This is a genomic window from Enterobacter sp. 01-M-03-SI-ECC (assembly GCF_047530215.1).
GTDB lineage: Bacteria > Pseudomonadota > Gammaproteobacteria > Enterobacterales > Enterobacteriaceae > Enterobacter > Enterobacter chengduensis.
The window spans coordinates 115,687-142,371 of record NZ_JBLKDA010000002.1 but is presented as its reverse complement, the minus strand read 5'-3'; the positions used below and the strand labels follow the sequence as shown (position 1 = coordinate 142,371).

The following is a 26,685-nucleotide window of genomic DNA, read 5'->3' as shown; positions in this document are numbered from 1 at the left end:
TCGCACGTCACGTCAGATGGCTTTAGCCATCTTCAGGTTGCACGGACTCATTTGCCAGTTGAAGACACCTTTACCCGTTTCGTCGAGCGAAACATTGGCAATGGCGGATGTCGTGAACATCGGCGGGGTCTCGCCCGGGCACAGCTCAGATACCAGATAGCCAACCAGTGGCAGGTGGGAAATGACCAGCGCGGAGGCGACACCTTCATTGCACAGCGCCTGAAGGTAAGCGCTGACAAGGCCGACATCGCCACAGGGAGTGAGTTCAGGGAGAACGTCCACGCTGGATGGCAGGTTCATACACTCCCCTACCACGTCCAGCGTCTGTTCTGCCCGCAGGAACGGGCTCACCAGAACGCGTTCGATGTCCACTTTTTGACCATTAAGCCAGGTCGCCATCAGACGCGATTCGTCGCAGCCACAGACGGTCAAAGGACGTACTGAGTCACTGGCGGCATCGAGTGCCGCGTCGCCGTGACGCATGATAAAAACTTGCATATTGCACCGCTTTTGTTAACCAGAATCACCGGCGTTAACTACCCGCGATAAAAGCTGAGAGGTAGAAAACCCGATGGCCGGGCATTGTGCCTGATCCATTCGGTGAATGAAACGCTGTTTTTTACCTCAATGGCGTAAGTATAGTCAATCTCTGTTTACAAAATCGCCAGAACAGGTCCATTCACTTCAGGATTTACCCTTCTTTGACCTCAGCTTACGAGGACAGTTTCCCTTGCGGGCCAAAATGTCTGGCCCCGTTCCGCCATCTGCAATAATTCGTCACACGGTGTAAAACGTGGACCATATTGCGACGCCAGACGTTGCAGGATTGCAACCACTTCACCCGCGCCGAGGGTATCCATGTACCGGAACGGGCCGCCAAGGAACGGCGGAAAACCAATGCCAAATACCGCGCCGATGTCGCCGTCGCGCGCGCTCCCGATGACCTTTTCACCAAAGCAGCGCGCTGCTTCATTGAGCATCATCATCACGCAGCGCTCAGCACACTGAACGGCGGACAGTTTTCCCTGACCGCTGGTCGAAATAAGCCCATAAACCGAAGGGTCGACCTGTTTCTTGCTTTTACGCCCTTTCGCGCCGTAAAGATAGAAACCGCGTTCATTTTTTCTGCCTTTGCGATCGTCCTTCAAAATTGCAGAAACAATGTTTGCAGGCGGGCTAAAACGATCGCCATAAGCCGCCTCCAGTACAGGTATAATTTTAGTGCCGGTGTCTATTCCCACCTCATCCAAAAGTTGGATTGGGCCAACGGGGAAACCAAACTTCACCAGCGCCTCGTCGACGTGCTCAATCTTCTCGCCTTCCGTCAGCAGCCGCATGGCTTCATTAATATAGGGAGCCAGAATGCGGTTAACGTAGAAGCCGGCTTTATCTGCGACCACGATCGGCGTTTTCCCCTGCTTCTTCGCAAGCTTGACCACCGTGGCGATGGTTTGCGGACTGGTGGTCGCGTGGGGAATAACTTCCACCAGCGGCATTTTTTCGACCGGGCTAAAGAAGTGCAGTCCAATCACCTGCTCCGGACGCGCGGCGTTTGCCGCGATATCGCCAATCGGTAACGACGAGGTATTGGAGGCAAAAATGGTGTGCGGGGCGCAATGTTGCTCAACGTCTGCCACCATCTGCTGCTTAAGCGCCAGATCTTCAAATACGGCTTCAATCACCAGGTCGCGGTGCGCAAAACCGCTGTAATCCGTCGTACCGGAGATCATCGCCAGGGTTTTATCACGCTCGCTTGCCTTGATATGGCGGCGTTTAACCTTTTGATCAAGGTTCTGCCAGCTGTACTGCAGCGCGTGATTGATTCCCTTAGGATTAATGTCTTTGATGCGTACAGGCAGTTTGCCTTTGCTGGCGGTAACAAACGCGATACCGCCGCCCATGAGCCCCCCACCGAGTACGCCAATGGCGCGCAGCGGTGCGGGTTCTGCCTCGCTGCCGGGATCTTTTTTCACGTCCGTGCTGGCGAAGAAGATGCTGCGCAGCGCCCGGGACTGCGGCGTCATCGCCAGTTCGCCAAAGGCTTTGGCCTCCGCGGCATAGCCGCTGCTGCTTCCCTGGGCCAACCCGGTCTCAATGACCTCCAGGATGCGCTTTGCCGCCGGGTAGTTGCCTTTGGTTTTTTGTTCGGTCTTTTTGCCCACCATGTTGAACAGGAACGCTCTCCCCAGCGGGCCGGCCAGCACGCGCTCGCGAACCGGCAGAGGACGTTTCGCCTGACGCCCTTTCAGCGCAAGCTCAACGGCGGCCTCCAGCAAAATGGACTGCGGCACGACGTCATCGACCAGACCGGCTTTTAGCGCCTGACGGGCGCGCAGCTGTTTACCGGTTAAGATCATCTCCAGCGCGGTGCTGACGCCCACCAGGCGCGGCAGCCGCTGCGTTCCGCCGGAGCCTGGCAGCAGGCCCAGCTGCACCTCCGGCAGGCCGAGAATGGTTTTCGCATCGTCAGTACAAATTCGACTGTGGCAGGCCAGCGCCAGCTCAAGCCCGCCGCCCAGGCAGGCACCGTGGATCGCCGCGATGACCGGGATCGGCAGGCCGTTGATCTCCGCCATCACCTGCTGTCCCTGACGCGCCAGCTCTTCAGCCTCGAGCGCGCTTTGCGCCCGGGCGATCATATTGATATCGGCCCCGGCGATAAAGTTGTCCGGCTTGGCGGAAATAAACACCAGACCACGAATGTCTTTGTTATCGCGGATCTGCTTTAGCATCGCGCGCACCTGAACGCCAAATTCGGCCTTCAGGGTATTCATCTTTTCATCAGGCACATCAATCGTGATAACAGCCACGTTGTCGAGGCGAACCGTCAGATTAAATGCAGAGGGCATATCCATTATTCAGCCTCCAGAACCATTGCTGCGCCGAGGCCACCCGCCGCACAGGCGGTAACAAGGCCAAACCCGCCGCCGCGGCGACGGAGTTCATGTAATGTTTGCGTGATCATGCGCGCGCCCGTGGCGGCAAACGGATGTCCGTAGGCGATAGACCCGCCCAGCACGTTAAATTTACTCTGATCCACTTCGCCCGTGGCATGGGCGCGGCCCAGCACATCGCGCGCGAAACGCTCGCTTGCCAGCAGCTGGACGTTTGCCAGGGTCTGCGCGGCAAACGCTTCGTGCATATCAATCAGGGTTAAATCGGCCAGCGTCAGCCCCGCGCGCTCCAGCGCCAGCGGCGTGGACCAGGCCGGCCCCAACAGCATGTCCTGCCAGACGTCAATCGCGGTGAAGGCATAGCTGCGTAAATAGCCCAGGGGAGTGATGCCCAGCTCCTTCGCGCGGGATTCGGTCATCAGGATCACGGCGGCGGCCCCGTCCGTCAGCGGCGTACTGTTCGCCGCCGTCACCGTACCGTGCTTGCGGTCAAACGCCGGGCGGAGCTTGGCGTAATCCGCCAGGGTTGAGGTGCCGCGAATATTGTTGTCCTCCGCGAGCGGTTCGCGATAGGGCGGAATGTAGGCGGTCATGACCTCGTCGGTCAGCTTGCCTTCCGACCAGGCTTTTGCCGCCAGCTGATGTGAACGATGCGCCAGGGCGTCCTGCTGCTCACGCGTGATGCCGTAGGTTTTCGCCATCTGTTCGGCGGTATCGCCCATGCGAAGGCCGGTGGAGTACTCCGCAACGGCAGGCGGTACGGGCATGAGGTCGCGCAGGCGTAACCGCGAGAAGAGTTTAAGTTTCTGACCCGTCGTACGGGCTTTGTTGGCATCCACCAGGATGCGCGCCAGCTTTTTACTGACGCCAATCGGCAGCACCGAAGAGGAGTCCGCCCCACCCGCAATCCCGGCGCGAATCGTACCCGCCATCAGGCTTTCCGCGACGTTAGCCACGGCCTGGAAACTGGTTGCGCAGGCGCGGCTGACGCTGTAGGCGTCGGTATGCACGTTCATCCCGGTTCCGAGGACGATTTCTCGCGCAATATTGGGGGCTTCGGGCATCTGTACAACCTGGCCGAACACCAGCTGTTCGATAACCTCCGGCGGAATTTCGCTGCGAGCCAGCATCTCCCCCACTACCATTTTCCCCAGGTCGACGGCCGGTATGCCATGAAACGCCGTTGCCTGACGCGCAAAGGGTGTGCGCAATCCACTGACTATGGCAATGCGGTCGCCCTGACGGGTAATAAGCGGTAATGCCTGACTCATAACACTCCCCTGTAAAAAATTTACGCAAACATAAAGTGGTCTGACCTGATACTAGTCTTAACCATTTTTTTACATTCAGCCAATCAGGGAAACGAAAAAGTGCGAGCTAAAACACAGAGAAGAAAAAGAAAATGCCCCTGCAAGGCAGAGGCATTTGTGCCGGGTGGCGGCGTTGCCTTACCCGGCCTACACGATCGTAGGCCCGTGCAAGCGAAGCGCCGCCAGGCAAAAAGGATTAACGCAGACCCAGCTGGAAAATCAGCGTTTCGGCTTCGCAGGCGAAGACAAAATCGATGTCCAGCTTCACGCCGCCTTCCACTTCGGTAAAGGTAGACTTGATTTCGCACGGATCGGATTCAACATCACGCGCACGCTTGCTCAGCGCGGCCAGAGTCTCTTCCGCTTCGGCACGGTTGCTGAATACACGGCTGTAAGAGGCGGTGCAATCGGTGTTGTCCATGATGGTGCCAACATCCATACAGCAGCAAACCGGGGTTTCATCAGCACTGCATTTACTCATAGCTCAATTTCCTCTGTATTCGCGCGGCGCGCGAGATAAACACGATGCTGCTATTTTACGCCCCGGGGCAGGCTCTCTCCAGCCGTTAATGGCGCAAAATCGGATAAGTGACCAATATCACACTAAAAAATGATCTAAAACAAAAACCACCCTTTTGGATGAATCGTGCTGGTCACAATTTTGCCAACCAGATCTCGTTTCAAGAAACATGTTTGAAAATATTAATAAACAAACTTGCAACATTCAGGCTGGTCAGACCTATACTCTGGCCACTGGTCTGATTTGTCTGTCATACCTCAGACCCTACACTTCGCGCTCCTGTTACGGTATGTAACAATTATTGAATAAAAATAACTCAATGAGGTTATGGTCATGAGCCAGAAAACCCTGTTCAACAAGACTGCGCTGGCAGTCGCAGTGGCACTCGTCTCCACTTCCGCATGGTCAGCGGGCTTTCAGTTAAACGAATTTTCTTCCTCTGGCCTTGGCCGTGCGTATTCCGGGGAAGGCGCTATTGCGGATGATGCGGGTAACGCGAGTCGTAACCCAGCATTAATCATGATGTTCGATCGTCCGACATTCTCTGCCGGTGCGGTTTTTGTCGATCCAGGCGTTGATATCTCTGGTCGTTCTCCAACAGGTGCCAATCTTAAAGCGGATAACATCGCCCCAACGGCATGGGTTCCAAACCTGCACTTCGTGGCGCCGATTAACGACCAGTTTGGCTGGGGCGCATCCGTAACCTCTAACTACGGTTTGGCAACCGAATTCAACAACGACTATGCAGCAGGGGCGTTTGGCGGCAAAACCGACCTTGAAACCCTGAACCTGAACCTGAGCGGTGCTTACCGTCTGGATAATCACTGGAGCTTCGGCGTTGGCTTTGACGCTGTGTATGCAAAAGCGAAGATCGAACGCTACGCGGGCGATCTGGGTAAAGTTGTTGCTGGCTCAGGTGCGCTGCCGCCAGCTCTGGCGCGTCAAGTTGCGGGCATCCCGGCAGACACTCAGATCGCTTATCTGAAGGGTGATGAGTGGGGCTTTGGCTGGAACGCCGGTATCCTTTATGAACTCGATAAAAACAACCGTTACGGCTTTACCTACCGTTCCGAAGTTAAAATCGACTTTGACGGCGATTACAAGAGCAGCCTGCCTTCTGCCTATAACCAGATCCTCGGCAACTTCGGTCTGCCGATGGGTACCAACGGCAGCACCACCGGTGGTTCTCTGAGCCTGCACTTACCAGAAATGTGGGAACTGTCTGGTTATAACAAAGTAGCGCCGCAGTGGGCTGTCCACTATAGCCTGACCTACACCAGCTGGAGCCAGTTCCAGGAACTTAAGGCGACCAACAGCAACGGCGACACGCTCTTCTATAAAGATGAAAGCTTCCGTGATGCTTACCGCCTCGCGCTGGGGACCACCTACTATATGGATGATAACTGGACCTTCCGTACCGGTATTGCCTTCGATGATAGCCCGGTACCCGCAGACAAGCGCTCTATCTCGATTCCGGATCAGGACCGCTTCTGGCTGAGCGCGGGTGCAACTTATGCATTCAACAAAGACGCCTCTGTTGATGCGGGCATCTCTTATATGCACGGTCAAAAAGTTAACTTCAAGGAAGGCCCGTATGAGTTCTCTTCCGAAGGTAAAGCCTGGCTGTACGGCATGAACTTCAACTACGCGTTCTAATCGCGCCTGAATAAAAAAAGGTGAGCATTGCTCACCTTTTTTATTTACTGTGAATCGATATCTTTGAGATCGTTTTCGATCGCCTTCGCGTTCGGATTCTCTTCCGGCTTCAGCTTACCGCCGTTGGCAATAAAGTCATGATTCTGGAAGTAAGCTTCACGCACCATAATGTACGGGTCAGAAGACTGGCGCAGCAGGCCATCAGAGTCGAGCAGCTGTGCGCGGGTTTCAATCCCTTCCACCGTCCATTTACCCACCGACAGCGGCCAGGTCAGCCACGACAGAACCGGATACAGCGTATCCACCATATCGCCACCGTCATCACGGAGGGTGAAACTGCCGTAGAACGGAAGCTGCATGTATGGACCATACCCAACGCCGTAATGCCCCATCGTGCTGCCGAACCGGTGCGGCTGTTCACGCTGCAGTTTCGGGTTCGCCATGCCTGCGACGTCAATAAAGCCGCCCATCCCCAGAATGGAGTTCAGGAAGAAGCGGGTAAAGTGCACCATCCCCTGATACGGGTTACCCTGCAGGAAGTAGTTCACCATTACCGCAGGCTCTTCGAGGTTGCTGGTAAAGTTACTTAACCCGTTACGCGCGGGTTGTGGAACATAATCGCGCCATGCAACTGCCACCGGACGAACCACATACGGGTCCAGCACGTTGAAGTTGAAGTTATACATGGAGCGGTTAAATCCTTCGAAAGGATCGGAGCGTCCCGTTTGCTCACCGGAGCTGGCGCAGCCCACAAGCATCGTTGCGCCAAGCGCAAGCGCCGACAGCCGAAGTTTCATAAATATCTCCCTGTTCAGTATGGCTATCGTTGATTGCCATCCGTAACGGAGCCGTTGGCGCTCCGTCTGTAAACGTGCAGGCGATTGTAACAGCACGTTTACCGATGTCTATGAGCACAATTACGGGCAGTAACCACCGTGACTCTGATCTCAGCATAGCCTGGCTTTTGGAATTCGTTTCGCTGCCAATTTTATAATGACTTTGAAAGAGATGTATCGCCTTTGTTGTCATTGCCGCCAATTTAAGAGCATCCCCACAGGCATCCTGATAAAAGCCGCTACGCTTAACAGAAAGATCAACCTCCGGGAGCAGATATGAAAGACGTAGGCGAAGAAAAAATTGGCGAGAGCAATGAGGAACTTGAAATTGAAAGCGAGGAGAAAGCGCGCGGCGAGAAGATAGAAATTGATGAAGATCGCCTCCCCTCCCGCGCGATGGCCATCCACGAGCATATACGCCAGGATGGCGAAAAAGAGATGGAGCGCGATGCCATGGCCCTCTTCTGGTCTGCCATCGCAGCCGGGCTGTCAATGGGCGCATCTCTGCTGGCAAAAGGGATATTTCATGTCCAGCTTGAAGGCGTTCCCGGAGGATTTTTACTGGAGAACCTCGGCTATACCTTCGGCTTTATTATTGTCATCATGGCCCGCCAGCAGCTGTTTACCGAAAATACGGTGACCGCCGTCCTGCCGGTGATGCAAAACCCTACCCTCGGCAATTTCGGCTTATTGATGCGGCTATGGAGCGTAGTCCTGCTGGGGAATATTATCGGCACCGGCATCGCGGCATGGGCGTTTGAATATATGCCGATCTTTGATGAACCCACCCGGGATGCCTTTGTGAAAATTGGCATGGATGTGATGAAAAACACGCCGGTCGAGATGTTCTCGAATGCCATCATCTCCGGCTGGATTATTGCCACGATGGTCTGGATGTTTCCCTCGGCGGGGAGCGCCAAAATTGTGGTGATCATATTGATGACCTGGCTGATTGCCCTGGCGGACACCACCCATATTGTGGTCGGTACCGTTGAAATCCTCTATCTGGTCTTTAACGGTACGCTTCACTGGAGCGATTTTTTCTGGCCGTTCGCCCTTCCGACGCTGGCGGGAAACATCTGCGGCGGGACGTTTATCTTCGCGCTGTTAAGCCATGCCCAAATCCGTAACGACATGTCAAACAAGCGCAAAGCTGAGCTTAAGGCGCAGCAAAATGAGGATAAATCAGCAAAAAAACGGGCTGAACGGTGACTCTTTGAGCAGTCAGGCGGCGATGCGCTTAACGCAAAGTGCAAATAACGCTATACTCGTGCCGCCTCGTCCCCTTAGTTAAATGGATATAACGAGCCCCTCCTAAGGGCTAGTTGCAGGTTCGATTCCTGCAGGGGACACTTTGACCTCCCTCTCTTTTTACCCCAATTCGCCCCTACAACTCATTGAGCAGAAGCCTCCTTTTTTATTTGGGCGTAGCGCGTTACCAGCTGTTTGAAATGCAGTTCAAATTGAGTCTTGTTAGCTTCAGGAAGCGCATCTCCTGCGGGAGACTGCGACAGCCGTCGAAGCTGTTCTTCAGCCGGTACTGATTTGTTGAATGACTGCATGGCAGCAAAAACGACTGACTTCAGTTCGCTGACGGTCATGTATTTCCCCTTCTGTTCATCCAGGCCGTTCAGGCGGTTACTCAGCGTCTCCAGCGTTGCCATTCCCTGATGCCAGCCGTTCAGTTGTTCCGCGGGTAGTGCCGCGGCATTCCGCTGTTGCTGCCAATGTTTTACAAGTGGCTTAGCCTGCTCCGGCCACAGCATCTCCGCCTGCTCGGTGAGTTTTCGGCTGTAGGTAATGCTCCAGTCAGGAGGCAGCTTGTCCAGCAGGGCAAGCTGCTGCTGCGTTTGCGCGAGCGCCGTTTGCGGTAGCGGTGAGCGCTGCCGCAACGTTTTAAGCTGTTCAGGTGACAGCGGTGCTGGCAGGGGTGACAGGGAGGCTGCAAGCTGAGCCTGCAGCGGGTCAGGACGGTGAAAATACTGCCAGCCCCACAGTGCAGATGCGCTTAGCACCAGCATGGTACACATTCCGGCGACGAAGAATGTCCATCTATTGACCTGAACGGGTATTGCCGTCTGAACCCCAACATTCGCCCGGGGTTCCGGCTGCGCGACGTACACCCACTTTACGGCTTCGTTCAGGGCGATATTTTCCTCTACCGGACTGCTGGCTGGGGCTGTTGCTCCATCGCTGTTTTCCAGCCGGACTGCGCTGTTGTGCACCTGGGTACGCAACGTATCGAGCTGGCTCAGATGCTTTAGCTCAAGGCGCTGCAGCACCTCCCCCAGCGCGGTGAGGCGCTGCTCAGCCAGGTAGAGCTGGCTAAGATCGCTGTACTGGAGCGGAAGCGAGCGCATCCGTTGCTGCAGGCGCTGGCTCAGACTGCTGAGGATTTCCATGCGGGCATGAACCGGCTGCGGCCACAGCGTCCCCCACTGATGGCTTATCAGCGCCTCCAGTATCACCAGACCTTCATTGAGCCCGGGCAGCCCGGCCAGCTGCGTTCGAGCCAGCGTATACCAGGAGAGCGTATGTAGCTCCACGCCGTTCTGCTCAAACAGTGAGAGACAGCGTTTTTCGACGTACTGCCAGTTCACATCAGGGCGAGCCGGATGTGTCAGCTTACTCAGTTCATCGCGCAGAGCGGCATAGTCCGGCAGCGTGCGCGGGTCGCCGCCGGTTTTGATTTTTCGCGGGGTGATGTTATTCATGGCCAGCTGTCCATTTGGCGTATAAAGAACGGATTAAGATTGTCGGTTATGCGGCTTAGCATGCTGCATATTCAGAGAGGGCGGAGAATGCAATACCCGCAGCTAGGGAAGAAGCGCCAGGATCAGACTGAAAAACGTGCTCTCATCAAACGCCTGCCCGGAGCGGGGCAATGCCCCCGGCGGCGTAAAGGTCCAGCCGCTCGTCGTCCCTGACCGCATAAATAAACGCCCCAGTGACGTCATGGTCCCTTCATTATGGAAGACCGCTTCCACACATCCGGTTACGCCCTGCCCGTACAAAAATGCTGGCGTAAACGTGATGGACAGGTCGTCGTAATGCAGGGCGACACCGGGAATGTCAAAAGCCCCGCCCTCCACCAGCAGGTCCGTGACGGAGACGGAAAACGGCTCCATATTCAGTCCGGTACCTGTCAGCCATGCGTCCATTTGCTCCTGAAGCTGCGCCATTCGCTGGCGGAATTCTGCGATATCGGCCTGAGCTTTACGGGTAAACGAAACCGGAACCGGCTGCCTGGCCTCGAGTTTTTTGAGGAACTGTGATTTTGCTGACATGCTGTTCTCTGGCCTTACAGACGGGTTGTCGTATCAAGATACTGCTGTTGCTTAAGATGCCGCAGGAGAACCCTCCCCTCAGGCATAAACTCGGTGCCGTAGCGGACGAGGCCGATCCCTTTGAGCTCGGCATCAATGGCATAGCGCAGCTCGCCGGGGACGTTCTGCTCCAGCAGAATCACATCTATCCTTTTCAGGCGGGGCTCATATTTGAGCAGGACGGCAGACAGGGTGCCCATCAGCTCATGGGCCGTTCCCGGCATCCCCTGGAGGATTTTGGTCATATCGGGCAGTCCGTAGTCGGGCAGATGCGCCAGCGTGCCGGCTCGACAGTTGAGAACGCGCTGCATGTTATCCAGCACCGAGAGAATGACCTGGTTCTCCTCACTGACCTGGTTGAGATTAAGGCCTCCGGTAAAATTGCCGGTGAGAATTTCATACAGCGACGGCGTGTTATGTCCCTGTGGCATTAGTCATCCTTAAGCGGTTGCAGCGTCAGGTGATTATCGCCAGCCTCCAGAATGCGGGGTTTATCCGGATCCAGTTCGCTGCGGTTGATTACCTGCTTCCAGGTATTGTTGGTCATATCCGGATGGCGAAACAGCCCCACCACGGCAACAAACTGCGCCGCTTCCTCCAGGGGCATATCAAGGTTTGCATCACCGCCCGGCTTCACCACGACATCACGGCTCGCCAGCAGGTCGTCTTTCAGAAGGGTGGCATCATCCTGAAGCAGTTGCTGATAGACCGTCTTATCAAAGGTTTTGCGGTCTTTGAGCTGGTAAACCCGGATCACTACAGGTTCAGAAAGCGAATGATTTTCCCGGGAATCGGTGTTCAGCGACTCACGTGCGGTGAAGTCCAGATGCAGTACTTTAATTTTTTTATAGAACACGGCATTAAACGCTGATCGGGTACCATCGGTGACGCTCTGCGTCACTCCGCAGCCCGTCAGAGTCAGCGCCATCAGAGGCAACAGCCAGCGCGTGGTCTTAGTTAAACTTGTACGTAACACGTCGGTTTCCTTGTTGTGGTTTGGCGGGCTCCAGCCCACGGTAGTCACCCAGCTCTGTGGTAAATGTCTCAGGGACGTCATCAGGAAGGCTGTCACCTTCTGCTCCCAGCACGCCGTTCATTCCCAGCCAGAAAGGATTTTCGCCCAATGGAGGAACGGTCAGCAGCCGAACGGAGGTAGTCAGGGTGATTCTGGCCTTAAACCGCCATCCCAGATATACCCGCAGCATCACTAAAAAATCCTGATACAGCAGACCATCCGGTTTCCAGCCCTGCGCTTCCTGTTCGTTATCCGTCGTGAGGGCGACCAGCAGCTGGCTGCCGGCATCCATTGCTTCATCCCCCAGAGGCGTATTGCCATCAAGCAGGAAATCGTCATCACCGTAAAAACCCAGTGGCTGACGGATCTCCACCGGTCGAAGGCAGTACGGGCTAACCTTTACGCGGGTATCCGGGGCAAGCAGGCTCACCAGTGCCTGCATCCCTTCCTGGGTTTTACCCGGCTGCTGCAAAACACCCAGCAGCGCCAGAAAGCGGGATACTGGCGTGGCAATATGATTTGCCGTACCCGGTATCCCGAGCCCCACCAGGCCCAGCAGCGACTGTGAAATGCTGTCGGTGCCGCCCGCTTCAAACGTGGCGGGATAGGAGTATTTACGCCAGATGCGGTAAAACTGCGTCAGGATGCGGTGGCTGAAGATATCCAGAAAGCCCTGCAGCGCCTCATGCCCTTCCCGTCGCTGCGTAATGTCATCCAGATACGCCGCTGGTAACGGCGAATCGACGCCGTACATGCCCATAAACGTGGTGCGAATAACCGGCGGCTTGCCGTTCTCATCCTCGTCGTATTCAACCGCTTTCAGTTCGCTGGCCGGGAACCCCATCCCCGGATGCGGTGCAAAGCGTACCGGATCGTCTGCCGGATGGCTGGTCGACCCCATCAGCGGCTTGTACGGATTACGCTTCTCCAGCAGCTGGCATAAACGGTAAAAGTTGATGCGATGAAGTTCGGCTTCCAGCCGCGGGGTCAGCCGGGAATGCGCCGGTTGTGCTTCTCTTCCCATTCCAGGCGTTCTCCGGTCGGTTGCAGAATAATAATCAGGCGGTTAAACAGATAGATATCGGTGTAGAGCGCAAAGAAACGGCTCAGCATCTCGCCAAACAGACAGATGTCGCCGCGCCCGGCAAAGCCGTGACTATCGAGCGTGACTTCAATCTGCACGCCGCGAACAAGATAACCCTGTTCGAAGCGCTCGATCTCGCAGTGCTTCACCTCCACGATCGCCTCGAGGCGACGGCGGTTCATCTCGCTGTCGGTCCATTCGTAAAGTGCCAGGGTGCCGCGCAGCACGTCGGCGTTGTCCATCATAGACAGGAATCCGCTGCCAAGGTGGCTCAGCACGCGCCAGTGAAAACGGTCCTGTGCAGGGGGATAACAGGGCAGCGTCGGGGCGCAAAGATTACGCACGGTAATGCTGGCCGATGTGGTTTTCATCACCGTATCGAGCACGGTACTTTGCAGCGCCCGTCTCGGCAGCTGGCCGTTGGTGCCGGTGAGCGTCAGGGACAGGCTCTCGTCTGCCGGTACCGTGTGGTTATCAAACGCTTCGCCGCCAAGAATAAGCCAGGTATTGTGCAGACCCGACGGGCCGCGGCGCACGCGGGTATGGTAGTAATATTCCGGCGCTTCATGGCGCATCATCCCGCCTTTGTGGCGGAAGCTCGAAAACGGCACGTAAGTATGCTGGCTTGAGGACATCACTGAATCGACTGCGTAAATCTCAGTATGACCGTCCTGCACGCGCATCGGCCGCAGCAGGTATTCGGTCTGCAATGAGTCGAGCGTCAGCGGGTCAGATTCCAGCGGAAACAGGTTAATCACCGGCACGCAATTCAGGCAAAGATGCTTTTCGGTAAAGCTGAAGTCATGCTCCCAGCGTTCAGCCAGCACCACGTCGATTTCAAACCAGGGGAGTTCAGCCGGAAAAACCACGCCTTCCAGACCACGCAGGCCGGTGAACATGAACTTCTCGCGGAACGTGAAGTACTCCAGCAGCAGCTGATATCCACTGAAGCTGCTGCTGCCCTTCGGCCACAGGTCGTCGTCATCGCCAAATCCCAGCGCGGTGAAATACCCGTCGAGCGGTCTTCTGTCCATATCGCCCGGCATCCGCAGCCAGAGGCGAGCAACATTCATGGTAAATGCTTCATGCATGGCGCAGGCAAGGGGTGCGTCGGCGTTGAAATAGAATGGGATCTGGCTAAGATCGACACGGCTCCAGTCGGCAAGAGGGCTGCAGCTAAAGCGCAGGCTAATAACCGAACGCCCGTCAGGATCGGTCGACAGGCGGGCGTGCTCTAGCGACAATGGCTGAAGGGTAATCTCTTTAGTGGTCGTGTAGCGGCAGCGCGTGCCCTTCTCACCGATGGGCCGCGAATTGACCTCAAAGCCTTTGACAATACGCATCGGCTCTTTCATTTCGCGCCAGTCAGCTGTGAATTCCACCACTGACATCGATGGAATAGTACGCAGATAATGCGGCCATAGCAGGCTGACCAGCCCTTCGGTCAGTTCAGGCAGATCGTCATCGAGCTTTTCCCGCAGTCGTCCCATCAAGAAGGCAAAGCCTTCAAACAGGCGTTCTACGTACGGGTCCCGCGCGCCCGCTTTATCGAGATTGAGCATTGCTGCCTGCTCGGGATGAGCGCGGGCAAACTCTTCGCCGGCTTCCAGCAGGTAGCGCATTTCGGCGTCATAATAACGAAGGGTTAAATCGTCCATAAAAACCTGAATAATTTTGTTTTAAAGGTGAGCCAGCGTGTTACCCACAAAGCACCGCGCTGCTTGCCGGATCGAGCGCAATCAGACCGGACAAAAGCAAATCCATCTCGGGCTGAAGCCGCGATTTATCGGTTTCACTGCGGGTGGCTTTCATGCGCAGCAGTCTGAGGCGACGTGATTTCACCTCAAACAGCAGCGCCGGTGTCCACTGCGTGAGGGTGATTGACTGTGCGGCACTGTCGAGCTCGCCCAGCAGATGCAGGGCCAGTTCATTCTTGCCCTTCTGCTCGGCAATGCGTGCCATCAGCAGGCGCAGCAGCCATTTGTCTTTTGCGGAGTCGGTGCCCGGGCGGGTCTGCAGCCAGTGGAGCGTAGCGTCCAGACCGTCAGCGTCCGCTTTCTCAAGTGCTTCCGGCTCGAGGGCGAGGATATCGTTAATTTCCCCGCTGGCGGCGCTGGCCGGCTCATCGCGCCAGCCGGACATATCGTCCAGCACGCTCTGGTTTATCCAGTTCAGCGTCACTTCATCCGCAAACGGCGTTCCGTCATTAAAGGCCAGCGTTTCAAGCCCTGTAAGACGGCTCAGCAGCCCTTTCAGGTCGGCGGTAATGATATCGGCCAGCACATCCTGCCCCAGCTTCACCAGCGCCTGATGGATATACCACTGCAGATCCAGCCAAAGGTGATTAGCGCCGCGCGAGAAAGTGCTGTCGGCATGCTCAAGTATCTCCAGCCAGCTTTGCTGAAGGTACAAACGTTTCAGCATCGCCCGCTGGTCAGCGCGCGGCGGTTCGATACGCGTTTTCCCTGCGGCATCCGGTGCCGGAATAGCGCTCAGCGTGTCATGCCTGAGGCTCTTCATCAGCCGGTGAGCGGCAAGCCAGCCATCGGGTTGCTCACGCAGATACCCGGCCAAAGTGCGAGCCTGCGCCAGCAAATCCTGACCGGAGGTGATGCGGCTCATGGTTGGAGTGTCAAACTCCGTCGTGTGCGAAGCCTGGCGCAGGGCATTATTACCGGCATTCTGAGGCACCACGGCATCCACGCCTCCCGCCTTTATCAGGCGGGATTCCAGCGCGCTGTACAGGGCATTCAGCTCGGGTCGTGACGCTTCCGGCTCCGTTTGCAGAGCGTCATGAATGAGCAGCAGCGCCCCAGCCGTGCGAAGGGCATCGTCGCGTGCCACTTCTGGCCAGAGTGACAGGCTGTCAAGCAGACGGGAACCGGCAAGCCACTCAAGCGCGGGCCTGCGGCTTCGCTCCCGCTGCGGATGAAGTTGCGTTCCGAAATGCTGCAGCAATCCCGCCACCAGCTCGAGCCCTTCGGCAAAGCCTGTTTCTCCGTCCTGATGCAATCGCGCCCAGCAGTAATAGGTGGCAATGCGGATATCTTTGGCGGTCGTCGTCAGCAGTTTTTCAGCAAGCGTACAAATCAGTTCGGTATCGATGCCGGAGAGTTTATTCACTTCCTCTCTTATACGCTGGAAATCATCGTCATACCCGGGATCTTCTCCTGTTGGGCTGGTCTCATTTAATGGAGCAAGCCAGGGATGCCAGCTTTCCGTGCGTGCCTGAGCCTGCTTTCGCAGCTGGGTTTCGTCCGCCTGGCAGGCGGCAATCAGATTCTGCAGAGTGTCCATTATTGGCTTTCGTCCATGTCATTGTCTGCGGTGTTAGCCATCAGCGCCTGAGCCGTGGCCGCGCTGTCAACACTGAATATGCGATCCGGCAGCGTGAAACCACGCAGCTCCAACAGAGCCAGCGGGCCTTTTCCAAGTTGTGAGCGCAGCACCCATTGCAGGGTGCGACCATCCGGGGCGGTGAAATTCATCATCCACTGACTGCGGTCGAGCTGCTGGCGCTGGCCCTGATCCAGCCAGCGAATAAAGCCCCATGTTCCGCTGTAGTCCCCGAACAGGCGCGCCCCCGCGTTAACCGTGGTCCAGGTCACCATGGTTCCCGGCTTGTAAGTCTCGCCCGGCCAGCGGAAGGACTGCCAGTCGGCCATCTGGTTGAAGTAGTGCAGCTTTTGTCCATCAATGGTTAGCTGTGTCTCCACCACCTGCGGCACAGGACGCGCCTGCAGCTCGAAGCTGATGCCCTGACTGCCATCGGTAAACAGAATGTCTGACAGCTGAGTCAGCTGGTTAATGGCCCGCAGAAACGCCGGGTTAAAGTTTAATCCCTGACTGTTAACCTTATCCGGCACCCACTGGCTGCCTTCTTTGTGCAACACACCGCTAAGTTCCGTGTTCAGAAAGCGTTCAATACGCCCGCTGTCCTTACGTATAAACTCGGCCAGCATCGGCAAGGAAGCATCGCTTTTACTCGCCGCAAACGGGAAGCGTCCGTCAAATGCCGTGTGCCAGTTCGCCACGACTGAACGGCTCCATTTATCATTCAGGCTTGCGGCAGACGGCTGAAGCACGGTCTCCCAGGCCTGAGTCAGCGGCTGTACAAACATCGTGCTGCCAAATCCGCTCCACTCCTCACCAAGGCTTGCCGAAATCAGGCTGCCGTATTGCTGAGTGTCAGTCAGGTCAACGCTTTTGCCCTGGAACACGGTCTGCGCCAGGGTTTGCATCATCTCCTGCGGATCCGAGGCGCTTGCAACCTGCTGCAGACGCAGGCGTACGCGGGTGATGCGCGTCAAATACGTCTGCAGGCTCAGCGAGTTGTCAGCCGACATCACGTTGCTGCCTTTGTTTTTACCCAGAAGCTGAAGCAGCGGGCCAAAGGTTTCATCCAGCGGCCCCTGCGGGCCAGACGCAGACTGATCAATCGCAGGTTTATCTTTTCCGCCTACCAGGTCTTTAGCCGATTTGAGGATGGAATCCGACAGGCCTTCGCTTTGCTGGCCGGTCTGTCCCTGCCAGGCGAGGGTATTCATCAGGGCAATCATCGGAGACTGGCGGACATCACTCATCAGGGTCAACTGGTCGGTTACATCGGCAATATTGTTTGCCGGTTTCAGCCGCAGACTGTTGAGGAAACTCAGCCAGCTGCCTGCAAAGTCGGTAAAGTACCGCTCTGTCAGACGGGCTTTGAGCGCTTCCGGCGACAGCTCAGCTGATACTGCCTTGTGTGAATCACTGAGTACCCAGTCAATTTCATCCCGACGTGAACTGGCCGCCTTCTCAATGGCCTGCTGAATGCCACCTTCCCATGCCTGACGGGAGAACATGCCCGGCACCACCTCCTCGGTGGTAAACAGTCGCCGCGCATCGGTACCGCTGGTCATGTCTTCCAGAGAGATATCGGCAAAGTTACGACGCACGGATTTGAGCATGTTCTCATACAGCGTACTTTCCGCATTGCGGCGGCCAATCTGCTGAAGCAGCACCTGGCGGCTCTGGCTGACCAGCTGCGCATCCGGCGTGATTTTCCACTGCGGCTGCTTTGGCAGTTCGGTGATGTAAAACGCCCACAAATCCGGCGACAGGCTTTGCCACAGGCCGGTTGAAATGCCCATTCGCGTCGGCTGCACGCTTTTCATCGTCTGGGCGTAATACGCGCCGTCGGCTTTATCCGGACGCGCCATCATCAGCCAGGCTTTCAGCTGGTCATAGCCCGGCTTCGCCAGCTGTGCCCGCTGGTCGCTGCCGGGCGCTGAGCCTACCAGCGCCGTGAGCTTCTGCGCCAGGGCGGTATTTGCCGGGTCGCGGATCAGGCGGTTGTTCGCCACGCCGTACCAGGGCAGCAACGCGTCGAGCAGCTGCTGGTTATGGTCAAGGCCAAAACGCTGATACCACGGACTCCCCTCCTGAACATTGTGCAGCAGGCGGCCTGCGTCGTTACGCAGGGTATGCAGAGCCGTGAGCTGGTAATCCGAGACGGAAGGATGTTCAACCAGGGCATGTGCCTGCTCGGCAACAGAGACTATCTGCATGCGGTTGAACGTGAACGACAGCAGTGTACCCGCTCCCCAAACACCAATAATGGTCATCAGTGTCCAGGCAAGGGTCTGCTCCCAGGCCATACCGACACGGCGACCACGAACTCGGGCGCAGTCTTCAATAATACCCTGCCAGGTTACAGGCAGAGTAAGGGCATGACGCTGTACAGACGGGATAGAGAACTCTGCATCTGTAGATTTTTTGTCCGGCAGGCAGCTAAATATCAGGCCACGCAGCGGAACACGCTGCTGGGAGACAAAGAGCCATGGCGCCAGCTGCTGAGCCCAACGGACAATGCCGCCGTCTTTGAGATGCTGGCCCAGACGTAGCAGGAAATCGTGACGGTTGTTTTCAGTGACCTGGTTCACCCCCTGCGTCCGCAATGCCGGCAGCATAAGTTCAAGCTGACCGATAATGTCGCTTTCTTTAGCGCGCAGCGGGAAATGTGCCTCCACCACCTGCTCAATACGCTTAGCCTGCGACCATGTACTGTCGTGCAGTTGCCATAACCAGACCGGTGCGGAATAACGCAGCAGTTCGCTGATTTTTTCCAGCCCGCGTAAATCATTGTCACTCATCTGCGGTGTCAGGTTAAACGCTGGAGGCATGACACGGACAATCCCGTCCAGTGGACGTCCCCGGCGAAGTTTACGCAGCGCGGTGTATTTTTCGCGATCGGGCTCAGAAGCCAGACTGCCGCCATAAATCAGTACGGTGCGATTGCCTTCAAGCCACTGGTTTTCCTGCAGACCAGGAACCAGCTGTTCGATTGCCGTCTCATCACCGGTAACCAGCAGCAGGCGGACGTTACGGCGCCAGAAAAGGGTATAGCGCTTGCGCAAAGAACCCGCGATTTCGGCTTTTAATCCCTGCAGTTTTACTTTTTGCTTTCTCTGGTTTTCTCTCTCTCCTCTCGTCGAGAGCGTCTTGGCATGCCATATTTGCCACAGCTGAACGCCGAAAAAGCCCAGCACAATCAGGCAAATTGACGCAATCCAGGCAATGCCGCAGACAATAAGCAGGGGCCGAACCGACTCCCAGCCCAGCGAGACATCAACAGCGAAATACCAGTAGAGGAGTCCTCCAAAAAGTATCACCAAAGTGACAACAGCAAGGGTGATAGTCACCGTTACGGCAGTCGAGATACTTGCGTCTGGTTTAAGGGCGTTTTCCTTTTCCATGTGGCTTTACTATTCCAAGAGCGAGGGTATGTTGAGGATCGGTACTCATCCAGCCGCAAGGCTGTGCTTCGTTTTGGGCAAAAAGAGCGGCAAGAGAAATAACAATAAGAGGTTCCATGCTTCCCGGGTTCCCCCAATAGCTATCCTGCAGGTTATGGGTGGTATTCCAGCCACATTCGTTCACCTGGGGAATTTGAGGGTGCGAAAACAAAATGCAGGCGGCCGGATCTTCATCAAGTTCGCACTGAGTCACGGCCCGTTCGCAGATATTGCTTAATGGGGCTGAAGCAGAGGCGTCATAAAATTCTCCCCGAGCCATTACCACTGGTGCATCCGCACCGACCAGCCACATTGCTGCTGATTCCCCCGCGGGAAGCACGCTATCAGGTGATGCGGGACAAGAAACGCATCCCACCACAAGGTGCTGGCTTTTCGCGTCCTCACGAAGCAGGGCTGTCAGCCTCGCAAGCGTTGCCTCTCCCTCCCAGGGTTCGGGCTGGTCAGGTAAGTTGATTCCAGGAAAAGCGTCATGCATTTGTGCGTGAAAAGCGGGCCAGACGGCGGCATCTCCCAGAAAAAAACACCGCGAGATCGCCTGCGGCATACCGCGAGAGGTCGTTTTCCACTGCATTACCAGCGCGCGAACAAGCTGCCGTTCCCGTTCCTGACTATCAGCAGAGAAGGTACGGGCAATACGCAATGTTTTCCCCCCCGTCTCATGACGTTCAACGGGGGGACGCTGAATACGACGAAGCACCCGCTGCCAGTCCATCGTTTCCGCACCTGCCGGGCCAAGCAGCAGGACGTCTTGCAGCCCAAGCAGGCTTTGATGTTCTTCCCACCACAGGCTCTGCTCGCGCCTGACGTTGCGTTGCCAGGCCATTGCATGGTGCAAAGAGAAGCGGTAATAAAGCAGTCGGCAAAGCCAGAGAAAACCGATGAAAACCAGGGCAAAGCCCATTACCGCAAAAGCCGCAGCGCTGCGGTTAGCCTCGCCGGTCAACGCCCCTGCCCCGCCGGCAAGTAAAATAATCAATGCCCCTGCCTGCAGCCAGCGACGGGTTATGGGTGCGCTGGCTGTATCCCAGACAGGATATTCCGGCACGCTCCTCACTGTTCGATACCAAAATCAGGGAAGGAACTCACCAGCGTGCAGCCACACGCGCAGCGATGCCCGTGCAGGGCGACAGGCTGACCATCGACCTCTGAGAGTGAACTGCCTTCCGCTATGATCGTCATACCGTGCTTGTTGCATTTAACCGCATCCCCTTTAGCGGCTATCCCTTTACCAAAACAGAGATAGTGGCCCCCCAGAACCTTACCGCCATACTCCTTCAGGGTATCTCCCTCACGAATGACCTGTTTCATTCATTGCCTCCTGCTTAGGTAGTCACCAGCGATTGTGCTTTTTCCAGCCATCCGGACTGAATAATTGATTTCGCCATTTCCAGGCGCTTTTCACCTATTGCTGCGGTCTGTTGCGCCGTGACCACGCCAGGCTCGGTGGTAAAGGCTTTTAACGCATCAGCGTTGTCGACCATTGGGATAGCCAGTCCGGTCAGGTAATCCACTGCCTGCGATTCCAGCGTGAATAGCCCGGCCGTTGCGGCAAGGCCAGCCAGTTTTGCCGACGTGCCTTTCTGCCTGAAGCTGAAGATCACCCCACCCACCACCGTGGCGGCCCCAACGACGTCACCGGCAATGGTCAACGGAGAGAGCGATTTATTGCAGTTATCACCGAAGTAGATCATCCGGTAGAGGAAGTAGCTTCCCCAGGGCTCACGCGTTCCCAGCGCGTAATGCATAAACCACGCGCGGGAATCATGTACCTGATCGTCAAAAAGCGCTCTGACCAGCCCGGCCGGGGTGTCTGCATTTGAGGCCTCTCCGAGTGGCGGGAACAATGTCGCAACCTTCGTGTCGGCTGAGGCTTTGATCAGGGCATATTCTCGCGGCCTGTCATCGATATTAAACAGGAATATGCTGTTGTGCGGGATGGCCGCCAGCACCAGTTGCCCAATGCTGGTCGGGCTGCGGAACTGTTGTCGATAGTCCTCGCCAAACTCCACCGATGCCTGCTTCAGCTGGGTTTGAGCGATATCCGGGTCAAAGTCCTTTATCCCGGCTTCCAGCACCAGCTCATCCATTTTATCTGCAGGCTGGCTGGCGATTTTTTCTTTCCGTCGGGCCTCAACCGCCCCCTGCTTCAGGTCCCGTTTAGCTTTGGACGTTTCCAGCGCCCCCGGGTTGCCATCTTTATCCGATGCCCGCAGGTAAAACGGCGTAGTAAGCATGGTGCCTTTGGCATAGCGGTCGATTCGCCACGCGGTGATCCAGGCTATCTGATTTTCGAGGGCTTTTTCGAGACTGACTGTCGCCCGAGGAGGATCGTATTCTGCAGCCTGTTCGTCAGTTATTTTTTTGCCTGAGGAGGGAAGGTTAAGTGTGAGTTCTCGCCAGGCGTTGAAGCGGTTAATTAACGATGGGTGGAGTGAATACTCCTTAAGGACATCAAGAGGAAGAGTTCGCCATCTATCATTTTTTAAATCATCAGGTATAGCATTAATCGCAACCTTTAATGGAGCTCCAGCACTAAAAGCGTTGCAGTACATATCATGTAACGCGATTTGGGAAAGTATCTGACTATCGCTTACATCTATATAATTTGCTTTCCCTTGATCACCCGGTGGGTACCCGCCCCCAATATCTGAATGCATACCCGGATAAACTATTTCCTTACTGTTTTTCGGATATTGACCGTCAGCGCGACGAATCGAATCCAGCGGGAAACAAAGACGCTGCTCGTGGGAGGACACAAGATGCACACAGCTCTTAATCAATCCGCCATACGTTTCTTCATCCGGTAACTCTTGAGTATCATCGGCCCAGGACATATGCCCTTCCGCCACCGGGGCGACATGCGCAATCCCCACGGACGCCACGGTATCCAGCAGCCCAAGAAATTCCACGCTGACGGGAATTTTCAATTCATCAACCATCAGGCACTGCTCGGGCTTTTCGTCTTTGCCTGTTGGTGCGGGCAGCAGCTCGCTCAGCCAGTTGACAAAGGCACGCGCTGCGGCCGCCCCACGGGAGAAACCGTACACATACAGCTTGATACCCAGAAGCTTTGGCTGCCTGGGGCTCGGCTGCTGCAACGCAGGCCCCAGCAAAGGCTTCAGCTTTTTTAGCTCATCGGTAAACGTTTCGTAACGATTATGGCTCCCGGTTAAACCAAAGGAGGCCCAGGTTGTTCCCATTCGATCCAGCGCCTTTCTGGTTTCAGCATTGCTCATCCACTTCTGGGTCAAAGTAAATTTCAGTGCATCAATAATGCGCAGTAGAGCCCAGTTAATTCGCTCCTCTCCCATTGCTGCTGTAGCCAGCCCCCAGCCGGTGTAGTCAAGATCGTTAATTTCAGGAAAAGGGGTGCCCACGCCCGGAATATAATATTTAAAATACCGCCCGGAGACGGCTTCATTGCTGTCAAAAAGAGCATCAGACTGACCAATACCCCCTGCATACCCGCTGCCGATGGTGGCACGAAACAGACGAGCAATATTTGTTGGGTGTTTTTGCTCAGAGAGATAAAGGTCGTTATTAAGGTTATTACCGGTGCCATCAAAGAACAGACTAATATGCAGGGTTTTGCAGCAAGGCATATCTACCAGCTTGTTTTTAGCCTGACAGAGTTCATTGCGGTAAGCTCGCTCCCGGCTTTCCTGCTGCCTGCAGTTTTTCCCAACCAGGGTCGCCTGCGAAGGCAGGCGACCCTGGGCAGGAAATTCAGGTGGATACCAGACTAAATCCGTGGTTACTTCGGACATACTTTCGGCTCCTTCATTTCCAGCGGTAGTTTGATTGGATAATTAGCATTAGCAGGTGACCAGCAGCTGGTTGTGACCTTTATGTCATCACAGGGTAAAAAATGTACCGTAATACCACAGGTTTCCTGTCCTGTATAATCGGGCAGTGGGACTGTTTTGCTGTGCTCCCTGTTATTTGCACTCATTTTCTTTTCCCAGGCCTTATATTTTTCATAGTCAGCAAATCCCGGGAATCCCTCTGTGGAAGCCTCACCGCTTTCCCAGTCTATACGTACTGTCATTCCGGGTTTCCAGACTGCCGGCACGCCGTAGCAGCAACCACCTCCACCACCGTCAAAAGGCCCAATAGCATCTATGCCCGACTGACCGTTAACGCTGAAATGATTGATGGCCCATTTGGTATGGTTGATCGCTTTTATTGTTCCCGTACCACCGCTTGGCGTTTGCGCCTCAGCCTTTGGCTGACTGCACCCGGCCAGTAAAAAAACACCCAGTAATACGCCTGATATTGTTATCTTCATCCTTATTTCCCTTGTATTGCGTCGTCCACTCTTACAGGTAAAATCATTTAGTTGTGCCGCCGACTGACATAATTAAATCATTTCCGTTCCGGGATAACTTTCTGTTCAGGTTATGGTCGACAGGCTTTAAGCCTGCTGCCACGAGCAGGAAATTCAGGCGGGTACCAGACCAGAACCGCGGTTACTTCGGACATACTTTCGGCTCCTTCATTTCCAGCGGTAATTTGATCGGGTAGGACGGACTGCCGTAGGTGAAACAACTGGTCGTTACCTTTACGTCATCACAGGGTAAAAAATGCACCGTAATACCGCAGGTCTCCTGTCCTGTGTAATCGGGCAGTGGTACTGTTTTGCTGTGCTGGCGATTCTCTGCCTTCATTTTTTTTTCCCATGCAAGATATTTAGCGTCATCACCAAACCCAGGAAAGCCATCGGTATCCCCGCGTCCGGTTTCCCAGTCTATACGTACCATCATTCCTGGTTTCCAGACTGCCGGTACGCCATAACAACACCCCCCACCGCCGCCATCAAAAGGCCCGATAATATCAATACCCGACTGACCGTTTACGCTGAAATGATTGATGGCCCATTTGGTATGGTTAATCGCTTCTATTGTTCCCGTACCACCGCTTTGCGTTTGCGCCTCAGCCTTTGGCTGACTGTATCCGGCCAGTAAAAAAGCACCCAGTAATACGCCTGAGATTGTTATCTTCATCCTTATTTTCCTTGTATTGCGTCGTCCACTTTTACAGGTAAAATCATTTAGTTGTGCCGTCGACTGACATAATTAAATGATTTCCGGTCCGGGATAAGTTTCTGTTCAGGTCATGACAGACAGGCTGTAAGCCTGCTGCCCCGAGCAGGAAATTCAGGCGGGTACCAGACTAAATCCGTGATTACTTCGGACATACTTTCGGCTCCTTCATTTCCAGGGGGAGTTTGATCGGGTAATTTGCATTAGCGGGTGACCAGCAACTGGTTGTCACCTTTATGTCATCACAGGGTAAAAAATGTACCGTAATACCACAGGTTTCCTGTCCTGTATAATCGGGCAGTGGGACTGTTTTGCTGTGCTGGCGTTTAAATGAGTCCATTTTGTTCTGCCATTTTAAGTATTCATCCCAGTGGTCATAACCAGGAAAACCGTCTGTTCCTCCAACTCCTGTTTCCCAGTCAATTTTGACTGTCATTCCCGGTTTCCAGTTTGAAGGTACACCGTAACAGCATCCCCCGCCGCCCCCCTGAAATGGACCAATAATATCAATACCCGACTGACCGTTAACGCTGAAATGATTGATGGCCCATTTGGTATGGTTGATGGCTTTTATTGTTCCCGTACCACCGCTTTGCGTTTGCGCCTCAGCCTTTGGCTGACTGCATCCGGCCAGTAAAAAAGCACCCAGTAATACGCCTGAAATTGTTATCTTCATCCTTATTTTCCTTGTATTTCGTCGTCCACTCTTACAGGTAAAATCATTTAGTTGTGCCGTCGGCTGACATAATTAAATGATTTCCGGTCCGGGATAAGTTTCTGTTCAGGTCATGACAGACAGGCTGTAAGCCTGCTGCTCCGAGCATGAAATTCAGGCGGATACCAGACCAGAACCGCGGTTACTTCGGACATACTTTCGGCTCCTTCATTTCCAGCGGTAGTTTGATTGGATAATTAGCATTAGCAGGTGACCAGCAACTGGTTGTTACCTTTATGTCATCACAGGGTAAAAAATGTACCGTAATACCACAGGTTTCCTGTCCTGTATAATCAGGTATTGAAACAATTGCGCTATGTTGTTTTTTTTGCAAATCAATCTGTCGTTTCCAGTTTTTATATTTTTCTCTGTCAGAAAAGCCCGGAAAACCTTTCGACCCACCAAATCCTGTTTCCCAGTCAATTTTGACTGTCATTCCCGGTTTCCAGGCTGAAGGTACACCGTAACAGCATCCCCCGCCGCCCCCCTGAAATGGGCCAATAATATCAATACCCGACTGACCGTTAACGCTGAAATGATTGATGGCCCATTTGGTATGGTTGATCGCTTTTATTGTTCCCGTACCACCGCTTTGCGCTTGTGCCTCAGCCCTCGGCTGACTGCATCCGGCCAGTAAAAAAGCACCCAGTAATACGCCTGAAATTGTTATCTTCATCCTTATTTTCCTTGTATTGCGTCGTCCACTTTTACAGGTAAAATCATTTAGTTGTGCCGTCGACTGACATAATTAAATGATTTCCGGTCCGGGATAAGTTTCTGTTCAGGTCATGACAGACAGGCTGTAAGCCTGCTGCCCCGAGCAGGAAATTCAGGCGGGTACCAGACTAAATCCGTGATTACTTCGGACATACTTTCGGCTCCTTCATTTCCAGCGGTAATTTAATCGGATAGGACAGACTACCGTAGGTGAAACAACTGGTTGTTACCTTTACGTCATCGCAGGGTAAAAAATGCACCGTAATACCGCAGGTCTCCTGTCCTGTATAATCTGACAGTGGTACTGTTTTGCTAAGTTCCTTGTTATTGGCCTTCTTTATTTTTAACCACGCTTTGTACTTCTCTCTATCAGCAAAACCAGGGAAACCCTCTGTTGAAGCCTCTCCTCGTTCCCAGTCTATACGCACCGTCATTCCAGGTTTCCAGACTGCCGGCACGCCGTAGCAGCAACCACCTCCGCCACCGTCAAAAGGCCCAATAGCATCAATACCCGACTGACCGTTTACGCTGAAATGATTGATGGCCCATCTGGTATGGTTAATCGCTTCTATTGTTCCTGCACCACTGCTTTGCGTTTGCGCCTCAGCCTTTGGCTGACTGCATCCGGCCAGTAGAAAAACACCCAGTAATACGCCTGAAATTGTTATCTTCATCCTTGTTTTCCTTGTATTGCGTCGTCCACTCTTATACCTCCCGGACCTGAGCCGGAAATTCAGGCAGGTACCTGATACGTGGTTACTTAGGACATACTTTCA

23 protein-coding genes and 1 tRNA gene are annotated in these 26,685 nt (G+C 54.8%); 3 read left to right on the top strand and 21 right to left on the bottom strand.

The genetic code is table 11. The features are described 5' to 3' along the window. Nucleotides 1-12: 12 nt before the first annotated feature. The 4 genes from sixA to ACMWKK_RS02580 all read right to left on the bottom strand — a co-directional run bounded on the left by sixA (nt 13) and on the right by ACMWKK_RS02580 (nt 4,685). The gene (gene sixA, locus ACMWKK_RS02595; RefSeq protein ID WP_045330962.1) at nt 13-498 is read right to left on the bottom strand and encodes a phosphohistidine phosphatase SixA; all 486 of its coding nucleotides are present in this window, start codon (nt 496-498) and stop codon (nt 13-15) included. Between the two features lie 209 nt (nt 499-707). After that, complete coding sequence (gene fadJ / locus ACMWKK_RS02590) at nt 708-2,855, bottom strand: fatty acid oxidation complex subunit alpha FadJ (RefSeq protein ID WP_045330959.1); 2,148 nt, start codon at nt 2,853-2,855, stop codon at nt 708-710. Continuing rightward, a complete protein-coding gene (gene fadI, locus ACMWKK_RS02585) occupies nt 2,855-4,165 on the bottom strand; it encodes an acetyl-CoA C-acyltransferase FadI (protein WP_032666638.1) in 1,311 nt (436 codons plus the stop codon). The genes fadJ and fadI overlap by 1 nt, the downstream gene beginning before the upstream one ends. Before the next feature lie 235 nt (nt 4,166-4,400). Continuing rightward, nucleotides 4,401-4,685: a YfcZ/YiiS family protein gene (locus tag ACMWKK_RS02580; protein ID WP_112779816.1), complete on the bottom strand. Its 285-nt coding sequence runs from the start codon at nt 4,683-4,685 to the stop codon at nt 4,401-4,403. Between the two features lie 372 nt (nt 4,686-5,057). Here ACMWKK_RS02580 and fadL point away from each other — a divergent pair, with 372 nt between their 5' ends. Further along, entirely contained in the window at nt 5,058-6,380 is a 1,323-nt protein-coding gene (fadL, locus tag ACMWKK_RS02575; protein ID WP_181663631.1) for a long-chain fatty acid transporter FadL, read from the top strand. 44 nt (nt 6,381-6,424) lie between these two features. Here fadL and mlaA read toward each other — a convergent pair whose 3' ends face one another. Continuing rightward, nucleotides 6,425-7,177: a phospholipid-binding lipoprotein MlaA gene (gene mlaA, locus ACMWKK_RS02570; protein ID WP_045330950.1), complete on the bottom strand. Its 753-nt coding sequence runs from the start codon at nt 7,175-7,177 to the stop codon at nt 6,425-6,427. Nucleotides 7,178-7,492: 315 nt separating this feature from the next. On the opposite strand from mlaA, the gene ACMWKK_RS02565 reads away from it, so the two are divergent. After that, on the top strand, nt 7,493-8,428 hold the full coding sequence (locus tag ACMWKK_RS02565; protein ID WP_045330947.1) for a formate/nitrite transporter family protein: 936 nt from the start codon (nt 7,493-7,495) through the stop codon (nt 8,426-8,428). A gap of 68 nt (nt 8,429-8,496) precedes the next feature. Then, a tRNA-Arg gene (locus ACMWKK_RS02560) sits at nt 8,497-8,568 on the top strand. Between the two features lie 42 nt (nt 8,569-8,610). On the opposite strand, the gene ACMWKK_RS02555 is transcribed toward ACMWKK_RS02560, so the two are convergent. The 16 genes from ACMWKK_RS02555 to ACMWKK_RS02480 form a co-directional block, all read right to left on the bottom strand. Beyond that, nucleotides 8,611-9,930, bottom strand: coding sequence for a VasL domain-containing protein (locus tag ACMWKK_RS02555; protein WP_112779818.1), 1,320 nt, complete (start codon nt 9,928-9,930; stop codon nt 8,611-8,613). 102 nt (nt 9,931-10,032) lie between these two features. Next, nucleotides 10,033-10,503 (bottom strand): hypothetical protein, encoded by a 471-nt coding sequence (locus tag ACMWKK_RS02550; protein ID WP_112779819.1) that lies wholly within the window; start codon nt 10,501-10,503, stop codon nt 10,033-10,035. Between the two features lie 14 nt (nt 10,504-10,517). Next, on the bottom strand, nt 10,518-10,973 hold the full coding sequence (tssE, locus tag ACMWKK_RS02545) for a type VI secretion system baseplate subunit TssE (protein WP_112779820.1): 456 nt from the start codon (nt 10,971-10,973) through the stop codon (nt 10,518-10,520). Next, nucleotides 10,973-11,518: a type VI secretion system lipoprotein TssJ gene (tssJ, locus tag ACMWKK_RS02540; protein WP_112779821.1), complete on the bottom strand. Its 546-nt coding sequence runs from the start codon at nt 11,516-11,518 to the stop codon at nt 10,973-10,975. The genes tssE and tssJ overlap by 1 nt, the downstream gene beginning before the upstream one ends. Beyond that, nucleotides 11,496-12,581, bottom strand: a complete 1,086-nt coding sequence (tssG, locus tag ACMWKK_RS02535) for a type VI secretion system baseplate subunit TssG (RefSeq protein ID WP_284948351.1) — start codon at nt 12,579-12,581, stop codon at nt 11,496-11,498. The genes tssJ and tssG overlap by 23 nt, the downstream gene beginning before the upstream one ends. Beyond that, nucleotides 12,545-14,299: a type VI secretion system baseplate subunit TssF gene (gene tssF, locus ACMWKK_RS02530; protein WP_112779823.1), complete on the bottom strand. Its 1,755-nt coding sequence runs from the start codon at nt 14,297-14,299 to the stop codon at nt 12,545-12,547. The genes tssG and tssF overlap by 37 nt, the downstream gene beginning before the upstream one ends. Before the next feature lie 40 nt (nt 14,300-14,339). Further along, on the bottom strand, nt 14,340-15,938 hold the full coding sequence (tssA, locus tag ACMWKK_RS02525; RefSeq protein WP_112779824.1) for a type VI secretion system protein TssA: 1,599 nt from the start codon (nt 15,936-15,938) through the stop codon (nt 14,340-14,342). Beyond that, entirely contained in the window at nt 15,938-19,375 is a 3,438-nt protein-coding gene (locus ACMWKK_RS02520; RefSeq protein WP_112779825.1) for an ImcF-related family protein, read from the bottom strand. The genes tssA and ACMWKK_RS02520 overlap by 1 nt, the downstream gene beginning before the upstream one ends. Further along, complete coding sequence (locus tag ACMWKK_RS02515) at nt 19,353-20,480, bottom strand: hypothetical protein (protein ID WP_406542739.1); 1,128 nt, start codon at nt 20,478-20,480, stop codon at nt 19,353-19,355. The genes ACMWKK_RS02520 and ACMWKK_RS02515 overlap by 23 nt, the downstream gene beginning before the upstream one ends. A 5-nt stretch (nt 20,481-20,485) precedes the next feature. Beyond that, complete coding sequence (locus tag ACMWKK_RS02510) at nt 20,486-20,743, bottom strand: PAAR domain-containing protein (protein WP_025912756.1); 258 nt, start codon at nt 20,741-20,743, stop codon at nt 20,486-20,488. A gap of 14 nt (nt 20,744-20,757) precedes the next feature. Next, nucleotides 20,758-23,202 carry a T6SS phospholipase effector Tle1-like catalytic domain-containing protein gene (locus tag ACMWKK_RS02505; protein ID WP_112779827.1) on the bottom strand — a complete coding sequence of 815 codons (2,445 nt, stop codon included), beginning with the start codon at nt 23,200-23,202 and terminating at the stop codon, nt 20,758-20,760. Then, nucleotides 23,190-23,723 (bottom strand): DUF3304 domain-containing protein, encoded by a 534-nt coding sequence (locus tag ACMWKK_RS02500; RefSeq protein WP_112779828.1) that lies wholly within the window; start codon nt 23,721-23,723, stop codon nt 23,190-23,192. The genes ACMWKK_RS02505 and ACMWKK_RS02500 overlap by 13 nt, the downstream gene beginning before the upstream one ends. Nucleotides 23,724-23,904: 181 nt before the next feature. Continuing rightward, on the bottom strand, nt 23,905-24,438 hold the full coding sequence (locus ACMWKK_RS02495) for a DUF3304 domain-containing protein (RefSeq protein WP_112779829.1): 534 nt from the start codon (nt 24,436-24,438) through the stop codon (nt 23,905-23,907). Nucleotides 24,439-24,619: 181 nt separating this feature from the next. Further along, nucleotides 24,620-25,153, bottom strand: a complete 534-nt coding sequence (locus tag ACMWKK_RS02490; RefSeq protein WP_112779830.1) for a DUF3304 domain-containing protein — start codon at nt 25,151-25,153, stop codon at nt 24,620-24,622. A gap of 181 nt (nt 25,154-25,334) precedes the next feature. Continuing rightward, nucleotides 25,335-25,868: a DUF3304 domain-containing protein gene (locus tag ACMWKK_RS02485; protein WP_112779831.1), complete on the bottom strand. Its 534-nt coding sequence runs from the start codon at nt 25,866-25,868 to the stop codon at nt 25,335-25,337. A gap of 181 nt (nt 25,869-26,049) precedes the next feature. Next, complete coding sequence (locus ACMWKK_RS02480; protein ID WP_112779832.1) at nt 26,050-26,583, bottom strand: DUF3304 domain-containing protein; 534 nt, start codon at nt 26,581-26,583, stop codon at nt 26,050-26,052. Between the last annotated feature and the right edge of the window lie 102 nt (nt 26,584-26,685).